The organism is Paenibacillus agaridevorans, assembly GCF_018604145.1.
GTDB lineage: Bacteria > Bacillota > Bacilli > Paenibacillales > Paenibacillaceae > Pristimantibacillus > Pristimantibacillus agaridevorans.
Genome location: NZ_CP075889.1, coordinates 2,670,996 through 2,684,440, shown reverse-complemented (window position 1 = coordinate 2,684,440; position 13,445 = coordinate 2,670,996). Strand labels below are relative to the sequence as shown.

Annotated in this window: 11 protein-coding genes; 7 read left to right on the top strand and 4 right to left on the bottom strand. The window is 51.9% G+C overall.

The genetic code is table 11. The features are described 5' to 3' along the window. Positions 1-21 precede the first annotated feature (21 nt). The 3 genes from proB to KJW29_RS11120 all read right to left on the bottom strand — a co-directional run bounded on the left by proB (position 22) and on the right by KJW29_RS11120 (position 3,542). The gene (proB, locus tag KJW29_RS11130; RefSeq protein ID WP_214629845.1) at positions 22-1,128 is read right to left on the bottom strand and encodes a glutamate 5-kinase; all 1,107 of its coding nucleotides are present in this window, start codon (positions 1,126-1,128) and stop codon (positions 22-24) included. Between the two features lie 560 nt (positions 1,129-1,688). Next, positions 1,689-2,885 (bottom strand): pyridoxal phosphate-dependent aminotransferase, encoded by a 1,197-nt coding sequence (locus KJW29_RS11125; RefSeq protein ID WP_281426377.1) that lies wholly within the window; start codon positions 2,883-2,885, stop codon positions 1,689-1,691. Between the two features lie 150 nt (positions 2,886-3,035). Beyond that, positions 3,036-3,542, bottom strand: coding sequence for a hypothetical protein (locus KJW29_RS11120; RefSeq protein WP_214629844.1), 507 nt, complete (start codon positions 3,540-3,542; stop codon positions 3,036-3,038). A gap of 308 nt (positions 3,543-3,850) precedes the next feature. On the opposite strand from KJW29_RS11120, the gene KJW29_RS11115 reads away from it, so the two are divergent. Continuing rightward, positions 3,851-4,654: a carbon-nitrogen family hydrolase gene (locus tag KJW29_RS11115; RefSeq protein ID WP_214629843.1), complete on the top strand. Its 804-nt coding sequence runs from the start codon at positions 3,851-3,853 to the stop codon at positions 4,652-4,654. Positions 4,655-4,701: 47 nt separating this feature from the next. Here the strand turns inward: KJW29_RS11115 and KJW29_RS11110 are convergent, their stop codons facing one another. Further along, entirely contained in the window at positions 4,702-5,607 is a 906-nt protein-coding gene (locus KJW29_RS11110; protein ID WP_214629842.1) for a LysR family transcriptional regulator, read from the bottom strand. A gap of 374 nt (positions 5,608-5,981) precedes the next feature. On the opposite strand from KJW29_RS11110, the gene leuC reads away from it, so the two are divergent. The 6 genes from leuC (at position 5,982) to nth (ending at position 13,443) form a co-directional block, all read left to right on the top strand. Beyond that, positions 5,982-7,397, top strand: a complete 1,416-nt coding sequence (gene leuC / locus KJW29_RS11105; protein ID WP_108996140.1) for a 3-isopropylmalate dehydratase large subunit — start codon at positions 5,982-5,984, stop codon at positions 7,395-7,397. A 31-nt stretch (positions 7,398-7,428) separates the two neighbouring features. Continuing rightward, entirely contained in the window at positions 7,429-8,028 is a 600-nt protein-coding gene (gene leuD / locus KJW29_RS11100; protein WP_214629841.1) for a 3-isopropylmalate dehydratase small subunit, read from the top strand. A gap of 252 nt (positions 8,029-8,280) precedes the next feature. Beyond that, the gene (locus tag KJW29_RS11095; RefSeq protein WP_214629840.1) at positions 8,281-9,732 is read left to right on the top strand and encodes an N-acetylmuramoyl-L-alanine amidase; all 1,452 of its coding nucleotides are present in this window, start codon (positions 8,281-8,283) and stop codon (positions 9,730-9,732) included. 22 nt (positions 9,733-9,754) lie between these two features. Next, a complete protein-coding gene (locus KJW29_RS11090) occupies positions 9,755-10,321 on the top strand; it encodes a GerMN domain-containing protein (RefSeq protein WP_214629839.1) in 567 nt (188 codons plus the stop codon). A gap of 162 nt (positions 10,322-10,483) precedes the next feature. After that, positions 10,484-12,586: an S-layer homology domain-containing protein gene (locus KJW29_RS11085; protein WP_214629838.1), complete on the top strand. Its 2,103-nt coding sequence runs from the start codon at positions 10,484-10,486 to the stop codon at positions 12,584-12,586. Positions 12,587-12,747: 161 nt separating this feature from the next. Beyond that, entirely contained in the window at positions 12,748-13,443 is a 696-nt protein-coding gene (gene nth, locus KJW29_RS11080; protein ID WP_087566940.1) for an endonuclease III, read from the top strand. Positions 13,444-13,445 lie beyond the last annotated feature (2 nt).

The following is a 13,445-nucleotide window of genomic DNA, read 5'->3' as shown; positions in this document are numbered from 1 at the left end:
CCATCCTCCTTTGTCATCCTCTTATTTCAACGATATCCATTCATCGCGATGGATGACTTCAATCCTTGTTACCTCGACTCTTCGCGCTACTTCCTCGCTGCCGAGTCCGGCAGCCGCTTGCAATTGCCATGCGGCATAATTCACGACGCCGCGGCCCAGCGTTCCGCCATGACGATCCACAACTTCGACGACGTCGCCGGGATGGAAGTCGCCTGTACTGTCCACAACGCCAGCCGGCAGCAGGCTCTTGCCGCCAGCCAAAAGCGCATGGGCGGCACCGTCATCGACGGCGATCCGTCCCTGTGGCAGCGAATGGAAGCCAAGCCACTGCTTCTTCATGGACAGGCTGTGCAGCTTCGTATCAAAATACGTACCGCTTCCGACGCCGTTTACGGCTGCTGCGAGATCGCCCTCGTTCGTCACTTTGCCGATGAAGGCTCCCACACCGCCGCGCATCGCCACGCGTGCCGCTTCAATCTTGGAGCGCATGCCTCCGGTGCCAACGGACGAACCGGCGCCGCCTGCAAGCTTTAAAATTTCATCGGAGATTTGCTCCACGCGTCCAATTTTGACGGCCTCCGGATTAATGCGCGGATCTTCGGTGTACAAACCATCCATATCGGTAATAATGACGAGCTTGGAAGCCTTCGTCAACGCCGCAACCAGGGCGGACAGATTATCGTTATCGCCGAACTTAAGGACAAGCTCATCAGTGGCAACCGTGTCGTTTTCGTTAATGATAGGAATGATCCGCTGCTTCAACAGCTCTTCGATCGTCATCAGCGCGTTCTGGATCCGTCTGCGATTGGAAAAATCCGCTCTTGTCAGCAGAATTTGCGCAGCGACAATGCCGTACTTGCTGAGCTCCTCCTGATAGGCCTGCATGAGCAGCGCTTGACCGACAGCCGCGGCCGCTTGCTTTTCGTGAACGAGCTTTGGTCGAGAAACGTAGCCGATTCGGCGGAATCCGGCGGCTACAGCGCCGGACGTGACCAGCATAACCGCATGACCCTCAGCGTGTTGAAAGGCTAGCTCCCGCGCGAAGTAGCCGATCCTTTCCTTATTAAGCCCGCCTTCCTCGGAGGTAAGGGAGCTGCTTCCGATTTTCACTACAATTCTATCCGGCATTTAGGTCACTTCCTGTTCGTTATCTCCATTGATATCTCGTGGTTGCATTTAAAATGCAAGTTCAAAAAGTTCGGTTTTCAGCACCGAGAAGATTGAATGAAAGTAGAAACTGAGGAGCGGAACGTAGTGGAGCTACGTGAGCACCGGAAGTTTCGCTTACATTCAATATTCGATGTCGAATAAGCTACTTGGCATACTTCGTGATCAAAAGCGGACTTTTTGAACAACCTTTGTACGCAAAAAAGACTTTCGTCCTGTAAAAAGGACGAAAGTCACAAGCTTCCGCGGTACCACCTTCATTGACGGCGGCTTGCTAGGCAAGCGCAGCCATCCATCTTTGGTGCCTCGTAACAGAAGGCGCTGTCCGGCTTGTCGCCGGCCGTTCGGAGGTAGGTTCTGCAAGTAGCCCTCGGTAAATTCTTACAGCCTAAGGAATTTACTCTCTGGTCGCGGCCTGGCCTGCGTACTGGTCCCGTCATCACGTTGCATGTTCAATTAGTTTAAGAATAGCATGATAGACGGAACCTGTAAAGCAAGGCAATCGCAGCGTTTGAAGCCTGTCATGCCCCAAACAGCCCCAGTTTCCCTATGCGTGCAACGGCTTCCCGGAGCCGCTCCTCCGATGTTAGCAGGCCGAGACGGACATAACCTTCTCCGTGACTGCCGAAGCCAACGCCAGGGGCAACGACAACATCCGCCTCGTACAACAGTTTATCGGCGAATTGCTCGGAAGTGTATCCTTCCGGCACCGGCAACCAGCAGAAGAAGGAGCCGCCGGGCTTATCGGCTTTCCAGCCGATGGCATCCAGCGATTCGAATAACACATCACGACGGCGCTCATAGGTTTCGGACAAATCCGCCACACATTGCTGTGGACCCGTCAGCGCCAATGCGGCGGCTTCTTGAATGCCGCCGAACAGACTGCAATAATAATGATCCTGGATCAGATTGATAAGGGAAATGATGTCGGCATTGCCAAGCGCGAATCCGACCCGCCAGCCAGCCATGTTATAGGACTTGGATAAGGTATAAAACTCGATGCCGACTTCCTTCGCGCCGGGCGCCTGCAGAAAGCTGACCTGCTTCCGTCCATCGAAGCCGATGGCTCCGTAGGCGAAGTCGCTAGCCGCAACAATTCCGTTGCGTTTGGCGAATTGGACGGCCTCCGCATAAAAAGCTTCGTTAGCAATTGCACCCGTCGGATTATTGGGATAATTCATGAACATCAGCTTTGCTTTGGCGGCAGTCTCGTCGCTTATCGCGGAGAAATCGGGCAGGAAGCCGTTTTCCTTCGTAAGAGGCATAAATGCCATCTCGGCTCCGGCCAACGCAACGCCGGACCAATAATCGGGATAACCGGGATCGGGTACAAGGCAGACGTCGCCTGGATTTAGCAGACATTGGCTGATTTCCACCAAACCCGTTTTGCCGCCGAATAAAATGGCAACCTCCGTCGCAGGATCCAGCTCGACGCCGTAATCTTCCATGTAACGTTCGGCGACGGCTTCTTTAAGGAAGGAATAACCGCTGAATGGAGGGTACTTATGATAGAGAGGATTGCTTGCGGAATCCTGCAATTTTTTTACAATATGGGGAGGCGTCGGCTGGTCCGGATTGCCTTGTCCCAGGTTGATTACGTCTCTGCCCTCCGCGATCTGGGCATTTGTCTTGCCCACCAGCTTGGCGAAAAATTGCGTCGGCAGCGCCGACATCCGATCTGCGGGTTCAATCTTCATTCCGTTCTGACTGTTCTTCATCTCTCTCAACTCACTCTCCACATGGCATGCTGCGGTCCTTGCGCGTTAAACGCTTGAACATTAGCAATAATGTAGCATGAATAAGAGGAGATTAGAAGACGCCATCCCGCCGAAAATTCGGAAGGGTGACGTCGCTTTCAGACGCGGTGCTCAATCCGCAAGGGCAGGGATCCCAACCTTGCGGATGAACGGTTTTATGTCTTCTTTGAACAGTAGGAGGTAAGGCTTGCGTTCGCCGTCGAACACCAGCAGGAGCGGCGGATTGTTTTCGCAATAAAACAAAAATACATCGTTTGTGGTTATGGATATGGCGTCCGCCTTTACAACGGCGGGCTTTGCCAAAGGAATACGGTAGACGAAGGTGCAGCTGTTGTCCGCCGTCATCTGAGGCGCAAGGCCTGTAACGGACTTCAACCATTTTTTGGACATCTTCTGAAAGGACTTGTCGTTTGGAACGGATCGTACGACTTTGCCTTGCGCAACATCGAATGCCTGCACGGGCTTCAGTCCCGTTTCGGCTGCTTCGTCAGGGGCGGCGGCTTTCCGCGGTTCAGGCTGGACAGACTGGGGCGCCGCCAAAGCGGAAGGACTCGCAAGTGCCGCCAAAATAAGCAAGGCAGCCATGATCACCGTGACTCGATTAAACAATATTGTCATCTTTTCCTAATCTCCTTTATGAGGTTGTTCAAAAAGTCCGCTTCTCATTACGATGTGATCCTGGAAGCTTACTCGACGTCGAATATTGAATTCAGCCGAATCTTCCGGTGCTCACGTAGCTTCCACTACGCTCCGCTCCTCAGATCCTAGCTTCATCCAATCTTCTCGGTACTGATAACCGAACTTTTTGAACTCGCACTTTTTGGATGAGGCTTGTCGTTGCGCTCCGCTTAAGTTGCCCATCTTGACACGGTTCCATGAGAGGGTATCATTAGGGAAAATCGACTTGCACGGGAGGAGAGTCATCTATGGCCTACACGACGACGATTCGGATCGCATTGCTTCAGATGAACATCGAAGCAGGGTTTCCCGAGAGGAATTTCGCCAAGCTTCAAGAGATGATGGAGAAAGCAATGGAGGATAAGCGCAAGCCGGATGTGCTGATGTTTCCCGAAATGTGGAATACCGGCTATGCTTTGGAGCAGATCGAGGATCTTGCCGACCCCTATGGCAAACAATCGACCGAACTGCTGTCGGCTTTCGGCAAGAAACATGGCGTCTATATCGTCGGCGGTTCCATTGCCGAGAAGCGGGAGGACGGCGTATATAATACGACGCTCGCTTTCGATCGGGAAGGGAACAGGATCGCGGATTATGCCAAGATGCATCTGTTTCGTCTTATGTCGGAGGAAAAATACCTTAAGGCCGGCAGCCATACGGGACGTCTGGAAATCGAAAAAGCGGAAGCGGGAATGATGATCTGCTACGATATCCGGTTCCCGGAGCTCGCAAGGAAGCTTGCGCTTGACGGGGCGAAGCTGCTCTTTGTGCCGGCGGAGTGGCCTAACCCGCGTCTGCACCACTGGCGCACCTTGCTGACGGCGCGCGCCATCGAAAATCAGATGTACGTGATCGCGTGCAATCGGATGGGGCAAAGCGGAGAGACCTCTTTTTTCGGTCATTCCATGATCATCGATCCTTGGGGCGAAATTGTCGCGGAAGCCGGCGAAGAAGAAGTGATATTGTTCGGAGACATTGATCTCAAGCTTGTAGACGATGTGCGGACTCGCATACCCGTATTCGAAGACCGGAGACCGCAGCTGTACAATTGACGATGACGAAGCGGATCGAAGTGAAGAAGGAGCTGGGGCGTAGCGCCCTAGCTCCTTCTGTTCTGATACTGGCCGATCGTCTCGTTTAATGTGGAAATAAAGGATCGGGCGGCCTTCGACAAGTATCGTCCCTTGCGACTGGCAATGACAAGCGTCCGTGTCGGCCTGGTGCCGAGCTGCAAATAGGCGGGGGAGAATTCTCCTCCTGTCGGCCGCGTTAGCATCTGCGGGACAAAGGCGATGCCCATGCCGCCCGCCACAAGCGACTGAACCGTCTCGATATTGCTGCTCTCGAACACAATCCGCGGGGTAAAGCCGGATACTTCGCATAGCTCCACCGTAATTTGACGGAAGCCCTGACCGCGTTTCAGTCCGATAAACGGCTCTTGCTTAAGGTCGGCGATATCTACTTCTCCGCCGCGTTTCGCCAGCGGATGCTGCTGCGGTATGGCCAGGCAAATCTCTTCTTCCAGATAGGGCTCCCAGGAGAGGGAGTTGTCGATGAGCGGAAGCGACAATAAGCTGATATCCGTGCCGCCGCTGGCCGTCAACTGCTCCAATCGGGCGGTTGTCTCCTCTACGAGCACAACTTCGATTTGGGGATACAGAGCTCCGAAGACGGGGAGAACGAGCGGGAGGACATGAGAACCCGTAATGGGCAGCGTGCCGACCACGAGCCGTCCGCGTCGCATTTGCGCCATGTCGTCCATCTCCTGCTTGAGCTGTTCGACGGCGTCCAAAATACTTTGGGACTTCTCGACGAACACTTGTCCCGCTTGAGTCAGCTCCACGGAGTTCGTCGTGCGTCTAAACAGAAGCAAGCCCAGTTCCTGTTCCAGCTTGGACAATTGCTGGCTTAACGAAGGCTGGGCGATGTGCAGCTTGTCGGCGGCGCGGGAGAAGTTTTTTTCGCTGGCGATCTGAATGACGTAATTCAATTGTCTAAGTTCCATGGCGCGAAACCAGCCTTTCTTTTTCGTATAGTGGGATTCAAAAAGTTCGGTTCTCAGTACCGAGAAGATTGGATGAAGCTAGAACCTGAGGAGCAGAGCGTAGCAGCGCTACGTGAGCACCTGCAATGTTTCCGGAGGAAACATACTTCGAAAGCATATGCTTAGGTTCGGCTGAATCCAATATTCGACGTCGAATAGGCATCTAGAAATACTTCGTAATGGGAAGCGGACTTTTTGAATTACCTTTTATAGCCGTTACCTATAGCGGTTATAGATATTATATCTTAGATCAATGAAGAAAGACATGTTATCATGATAACAAATTATTAGTTTGTGAAAGTGGAAAGCCATTACGAACTCATGGGGTGAGCATAATGTCGAAAAAAACAATGTTCGAAAAAATTTGGGATAATCATGTTATTCATCAGGAAGAAGGCAAGCCAAGCGTTATCTACATCGACCTGCAGCTGGTGCACGAAGTAACTTCGCCACAAGCGTTCGAAGGTCTTCGAATGACGGGCCGCAAGGTTCGCCGTCCGGATCTGACTTTCGCCACGATGGACCATAACGTGCCGACGAAGGATCGCTTCAATATTACGGATCCGATCTCCAAGCAGCAGATCGATACGCTGACGCAGAACTGCAAGGACTTCGGCGTAAAGCTGTTCGATCTCGATAACATCGATCAAGGCGTAGTTCACGTTATGGGTCCGGAGATCGGCCTGACGCATCCGGGCAAGACGATCGTTTGCGGCGACAGCCACACATCCACGCACGGCGCCTTCGGCGCATTGGCGTTCGGCATCGGCACAAGCGAAGTGGAGCACGTCATGGCGACGCAATGTCTCCAGCAATCCAAAGCCAAGACGATGGAAGTCCGCTTTAACGGCTCCCGCAAGCCAGGCGTAACGGCGAAGGACCTTATCCTTGGCGTGATTGCCCAATACGGCACGGACTTCGCAACGGGCTACGTTATCGAATACACCGGCGACGCCATTACCAGCTTGACGATGGAAGAGCGTATGACGGTATGCAATATGTCCATCGAAGCCGGCGCGCGCGCAGGTCTGATCGCGCCAGACGAGACGACTTTCAACTATCTGCGCGGACGCGAGTACGCGCCTAAGAACTATGACGAAGCCGTTGAAGAGTGGAAAAAGCTGACGACGGACGAAGGCGCGACCTATGATACGGTCGTCGAATTTGACGTCGACGCCTTGATTCCGCAAGTAACCTGGGGAACAAGCCCGGGCATGGGTACGGACATCACTTCCAAGGTGCCGAATCCGGCCGACCTGCCAACGGAGAACGAACGCAAAGCCGCCGAGAAGGCGCTTGAATACATGGATCTGAAGCCAGGCACGCCTATGACCGAGATCGAGATCGACTACGTGTTTATCGGCTCCTGCACGAACGGCCGGATCGAGGATCTGCGCGCCGCGGCAGAGATCGCCCGCGGCTACAAAGTAAGCGAGAAAGTAACGGCAATCGTCGTACCGGGCTCCGGCCGCGTCAAGCTGCAGGCCGAGAAGGAAGGTTTGGACCAGGTGTTTATCGACGCCGGTTTCGAATGGCGCGATGCAGGCTGCTCCATGTGCCTTGCGATGAACCCGGACGTTCTGAAGCCAGGTCAGCGCTGCGCGTCGACGTCCAACCGCAACTTCGAAGGACGTCAAGGCCGCGGCGGCAGAACGCATCTGGTATCGCCGGCAATGGCGGTAGCGGCGGCGGTTAACGGCCGCTTTACGGACGTGCGCGATTGGGAAGTTAAAGCACCGGTTTTGAACTAACCTGAGGAAACGAGAGAGGGGATTAACAGATATGGAACCATTTAAACAACTAACAGGTATCGTAGCTCCCGTTGACCGGGTTAACGTCGATACGGATGCGATCATCCCGAAACAATTCTTGAAGCGCATCGAGCGCAGCGGCTTCGGCCAATTCTTGTTTTTCGAGTGGCGCTTCCACGAAAACGGCGAGGTTAACGCCGATTTCGAGCCGAACAAACCACGCTACGAGGGCGCTTCCGTCCTGATCTCGCGCGCCAACTTCGGCTGCGGCTCCTCCCGCGAGCATGCGCCTTGGGCGATTCTCGACTATGGCTACCAAGTCATTATCGCGCCTTCTTACGCCGATATTTTCTACAATAACTGCTTCAAGAACGGCATCCTGCCGATCAAGCTGAGCGAGGAGCAAGTGGAGGATCTGTTCCAGCGCACCGCGAAGCATGACGGCTACAAGCTGTCCGTCGATTTGGAGAACAAGGTGTTGTCGGACGAATACGGACTTCGCATCGAATTCGAACTGGACGAACACCGTCGTCAATTTTTGCTTCAAGGTTTGGACGATATCGGACTTACGCTTCAACACGAGGACAAAATTACCGCATACGAGCAGAAGCACGCCGCTCGTCTGGGCTAATCACGCAGAGACAAGGCGAAACGGCTACGCCGTCCTTTGGCGGCGGGGCGCGTTTCGTTCCGAGAAATATAGAGAAAGTGCGGCGAAATCATATACTTTCCTATATTTAAAAAAAGAGGACATTCCGGCCCAAAGTCGGATGTCCTCTTTTTTCCTCTAATCGCAACTTTTTATGGTGGAATGCGTCTAATGATTGTCTGATCTGTCGAAAGCGACAGGGTGTATCGGACAAATCAGTCATCGAGGTGGGAAATGAAAAAGTTTGTATCCATTCTGCTGCTCATGTCGTTATTGTTCACGTTGTTTGCGTCCGTAGGGCATGCTGCAAGCACTCCGCCCAAGCTGTTCCTGAACGGCAAGGAGCTGCTGTCGGATGTGGAACCCCGAATCGAAAAAGGTTCTACATTAGTGCCGCTGGCCATTCTTTCCGAAGGACTAGGGTACGAGGTCGAATGGGAAGGCGGACCGAAGAAGGTAACCGTCAAAAACGATTCGACCGTCATCGAGCTGATTATTAATCAGACTTCGATACGCGTCAATGGCGAAGTGAAGGAAATCGACGTCACGCCGCCGAAGCTTGTGAACTGGAGGACGATGGTTCCCGTTCGATTAGTTGGCGAACTATTAGGGATATCGTTCGAATGGAAGGAAGATGTTAGAGAAGTACATATGTTCGAGAAGGCGGAAGAACCGAATCCGGGAACGGAAACGCCGGAGACGCCCGCGGTCGGTTACATAACGGATGTTAACATGGACGAGCAATCCATCATCCGCATATCCCATGCCGGAGCGAATGCGCCGGGGAAACCGAAACTGTTGGATAATCCTCGCAGACTGGTCATCGATTTTCCTTATACGACCTTCATTCCGCAACTGGTAAATACGATAGGAACAGACGGACAAGCCAAGATAACAGTCGAAAACAATCCGCTTCTGACATCCTACAGATACTCCCAGTTCTCAGCGAGTCCGCTAACAGCTCGATTGGTTGTCGATTTGGGCGATGATACGGGATACGTGCTGACCTCAGGAGAAAATGAGTTCGCGATCGCGCTAATGCCTTCATCGGAGGTGCCGGCTCAACCTGTTGATCCCGAAACGCCAACAGAGCCGGAAACGCCGGTCACTCCGGAGCCGTCAACCCCGCCCGACAATTCTGCGGACGTGTACGACATCGTGCTCGATGCCGGCCATGGCGCCAAGGATCCAGGGGCTTACAGCAAGTCTTTGAACCGCTGGGAGAAGGAATTCAACTTGTCCGCTGTGCTCAAGATCAAGGCGGAGCTCGAGAAGGACAAACGTTTCCGCGTTCATTTGACGCGCAAGGACGATACGTTCCTAGAACTGATGGATCGAGTGAAATTCGCCGAGAACGTTAAGGCTGATCTCTTTATCTCTGTTCACGCTAACAGCTACGATAATACGAGCGTGAGCGGCGTCGAGACCTATTATGAACGTGCCAACAGCAAAGCATTTGCGGAGACGATGCACAAATACGTACTGGCGGGTATGGGAATACGCGATAGAGGCGTCAAGAAAGCCGCATTTAAGGTAATCAAAGAAACGACGATGCCTGCGATTTTAATCGAAGCCGGATATTTGAGCAATGCTTCGGACGCAAGCGCTTTGTTTAATACTAAAACACAGGATAAGCTTGCAGTCGAAGTGGCCAAAGGAATTAAAGATTATTTGAAGCTGAAATAGAAAGCGAGGTTGATCCAAGATTATGAAAGCTGGAAAACTTCGAGTGATCCTCGGCGTTGCCGCATGTACGTTATTACTTGCCGGATGCGGCGTCAATGAGCCGGGCAACGTCGCAGGAGGCAGCGTCGTATCGCCCTCGCCAAGCGGTGCTCCTTCAGAGTCGCCGCTGCCAACGGCAAGTCCCGCACCGACGCCGGAACTTCTTTCGCAGGAGGTGTCCGTTTATCTAACCGACGAACAACTGCTTGAGATGATCGAAAGAAAAGTGACGATCGAATTCGGCAGCGAAGAGGAACTTCTGAACAAGACGATCGAGGCGCTGCAGGAAAACGAGGAACCGAACCAGTCGCTGTGGAACGGTATCGAAATTCTCTCCGCAACGTTAAAAAAAGGTATCGCGACCATAGATATCAAAATCCCTGACGAGTCGAGGTTAGGGGCTCCAGGCGAGATGATGTTGATCGATTCCTTAAAGAAAACGTTGTTTCAATTCGAGTTCATAGATGGCATCCAACTGCTCGTTCAAGGCGAACAAGTGGAAAGTCTGATGGGGCATGTCGATCTGGAGCATCCTCTTAAAAAAGATTAGCGCAAGCGCGAGTTCATTGGTTGAATGAACGGCCGTTGCCGCCAAGTGACGGCAATGGCCGTTCTGCATGGAAGCGGGAGGAACTTTGTCGCTCAATGACGAATAAGTAAAAGTGGAATTTTTATGTATACATAAAGCTCTAATGCGAAGGAGATATGCCTAATGTTATTGCATGAAACTTGGAAAAAAATTATGACGGGCGCGCTTGCCTTCACGCTGGTAACGGGCAGCGGAACGGCCCTGTTGTCGACTCCGGTCCCGGTATCCGCGGAGGAAACAGTCTCAACTAAAGCATTGCCGTTTACGGATATGCCTAACGGTCACTGGGCAGAAAAACATGTGGCCAAACTGTCGTTTCAAGGCGTTATTACGGGATATTATGACAAGAATACCGATACGTATACGTTCAGACCAGAGAAGAGCATCAGTCAGCAGGAGGCCGTGCTCCTTGCTCTTCGATTTGCCGGTTTGGATGACTTGGCGGATGAGGATTCGCTAATCGTATTCGGAGAAAAGTTTACGGTCGGCGATTTCTATAAAAAATATATCGAGCTTGCTTTTTCCGAAGGGCTCCTTGATCGCGATGAGGAATATCAGTTGGCCGCGGCCGATCCCGATACCGAATGGGGCTCGAAGCCTGCCAGCCGCGAATGGGTTACGAAGCTCATCGTGAAGGCCATCGGACAGGAGGCTGCGGCTTCGCAGCTAGAGAACGCGCCTTCGCATTTCACCGATGCAAACGACGTGCATGTTCGTTATAAGGGTTATGTGAACGCAGCTTATCAGTTGGGACTGATCAAAGGTTTAACCGATACGGAATTTGCGCCTAAAAACGCCATAAATCGCGCAAGCTTGGCCACCTTGTTTAGCCGTGCGCAAACCAGCTTCCCTATGGACTATCCCGGACAAATAAGCGGCGTTGTTTCCGATTTGGGCGAAGACGCCATTACGATCTATGATGTCGGAGAAGAATTGAAGTTTACGCTTGATGCGAACACGCTCTATTATCATTACAATTCGGAAAAGGCGATCAATAAGGATCAATTGCTGGAATACGGCGACGTCTCCGTCATTGCCAAAGACGGCAAAGCTTTATACGTTGAAGTTCTGGGCGATGTGCAACATACGGATTCGATCTCGGGTACGTTCGCGCGTTATAACGAAACTTCGAAAATCTTTTATCTATGGATTGACGATAAGCCGGTTGAAATCCAATATAGCGATGCCATGAGGATTGAAGATACGGACGGCAAAGTATTGACGCTCGCCGATATTAAAGCCAACGCTGCTGTGACCGTCGTGCGGGAAGCATTTGGCGAATCTCCGCAAGCCATTAGTCTCGTTGTCGCGGCTGAGCAGGCAGTGACGTTGATGTCGGGTGATTTTTATTCCGCAGATTCCAAAACGGTAACGATCACCAAGGATGGAGATCTGGTATCGAAGTTTCTGGCCGTCGGCGCAACGGTTGAAATTAGCGGATTGGCCAATGCCGCGATTGGCGATCTGATCCCAGGCAGCGATAAGGTCGAGGTCAGCTTGAACGATGAAGGCAAAGTAACAAAGATCAAAGTTCTCAATCGCGACGTGAAGGTGCTTGCGGGAGCGAGAATCGTGTATTACGACAAAGCGGATAAATTCGTGACGGTGCTTGGAAGCGACAAACAGCCGCTATCTTTGAGTTTGACCGACAAAACGATTTATAACTACTTGGGAACGACAATGGATAGAGAGGCGGCAATGGCTCTCATCAATAGCAACGTAAACGTTGTAATCAAACATACGGGCGCAAATGTCGTTTCGGTTAATTTTGTATTGAATTATGCAGGAACGATTACGGAGATCGATACTGCAGCCAAATCGTTATCGGTTCTGACAACGGAAGGATACACCGTCAAAATTCCTTATACCGTTACCGGAGTGGAATGGTACAGCCGTCCTACGGCCACTCTAGCCGATTTGAAGACTGGCGATTCCATTACGGTGGCTATGAAGATGGACAAGGTTGAAGCGGCTTCTATTCGAGTTCATCGCACAATTGCATATGACGTCGTATCCGTGGACGTTGCCAACAAAAAAATGGTTATTAAAAACGCGGTCAATGATTCCGTTACGTTAACATTAACGAATGTTAAGATGTTGAAGCCGGACGGAACGAATGCACTTATTTCCACATACAGAGCTGGAGACAAGGTAGAAGTATCTTACATTGGCAATACTGTCATGCAAGTACAAGAAGTAAACGCGAATAGCGGTTCCAACGGATAAAAGCATAGTATGACTCTTGCAGTAGGTCAATGCGGGAACATTTTGTGAAAAAACTGCCCTTACGGGCGGTTTTTTTTTGGAAATCATGGGATTGGTAGTTGCGAAGCGTGTCAAATTTCGCTACACTTTGAACGATAGTGTTGTTACTCTGGAGGACAGCGATGAATGCGAAGCAGAAGATGCGTCATATATTGGATATCATCGCCGACATGTTCCCTGACGCGCATTGCGAGCTGAATCACGACAATCCGTTCGAGTTGACGATTGCTGTGCTGTTATCGGCTCAGTGCACGGACGAGACGGTGAACAAGGTGACGGCAGACCTGTTCCGAAAGTATAAACGTCCCGAAGATTATCTGAGCGTTCCGCTCGAAGAGCTGGAGCAGGACATCAGGCGAATCGGCTTGTTCCGAAGCAAGGCTTCGAATATACAGAAGCTCAGCCGCATCTTGATCGACAAGTACGAAGGAGATGTGCCTCGGACGCACGAAGGACTGATAGAGCTTCCCGGAGTGGGCAGGAAGACAGCCAACGTAGTTATGTCAAATGCATTCGGCGAACCCGCCATTGCAGTCGATACGCATGTGGAGAGGGTGTCTAAGCGCCTCGCCATCGCGAAGTCGGATGACACCGTATTGGAAGTAGAGCATAAATTGATGAAGCTGGTGCCTAGAGACGAATGGACCTTGACGCATCATCGACTCATCTTCTTCGGACGTTACCATTGCAAGGCTCAAAGTCCGCAATGTCCGATTTGTCCGCTGCTAGATTTGTGCAAGGAAGGCAAAGCACGTATGAAGCCGGCGGCCAAGACCAAACATAAAGGTAAGAATACCAAATCAAGAGTCGAAGGATGATG

Coding starts and splice junctions, on each gene's coding strand:
- proB (WP_214629845.1), bottom strand. CDS start 1,128: ATGCCGGATAGAATTGTAGTGAAAATCGGAAGCAGCTCCCTTACCTCC.
- KJW29_RS11125 (WP_281426377.1), bottom strand. CDS start 2,885: ATGAAGAACAGTCAGAACGGAATGAAGATTGAACCCGCAGATCGGATG.
- KJW29_RS11120 (WP_214629844.1), bottom strand. CDS start 3,542: ATGACAATATTGTTTAATCGAGTCACGGTGATCATGGCTGCCTTGCTT.
- KJW29_RS11115 (WP_214629843.1), top strand. CDS start 3,851: ATGGCCTACACGACGACGATTCGGATCGCATTGCTTCAGATGAACATC.
- KJW29_RS11110 (WP_214629842.1), bottom strand. CDS start 5,607: ATGGAACTTAGACAATTGAATTACGTCATTCAGATCGCCAGCGAAAAA.
- leuC (WP_108996140.1), top strand. CDS start 5,982: ATGTCGAAAAAAACAATGTTCGAAAAAATTTGGGATAATCATGTTATT.
- leuD (WP_214629841.1), top strand. CDS start 7,429: ATGGAACCATTTAAACAACTAACAGGTATCGTAGCTCCCGTTGACCGG.
- KJW29_RS11095 (WP_214629840.1), top strand. CDS start 8,281: ATGAAAAAGTTTGTATCCATTCTGCTGCTCATGTCGTTATTGTTCACG.
- KJW29_RS11090 (WP_214629839.1), top strand. CDS start 9,755: ATGAAAGCTGGAAAACTTCGAGTGATCCTCGGCGTTGCCGCATGTACG.
- KJW29_RS11085 (WP_214629838.1), top strand. CDS start 10,484: ATGTTATTGCATGAAACTTGGAAAAAAATTATGACGGGCGCGCTTGCC.
- nth (WP_087566940.1), top strand. CDS start 12,748: ATGAATGCGAAGCAGAAGATGCGTCATATATTGGATATCATCGCCGAC.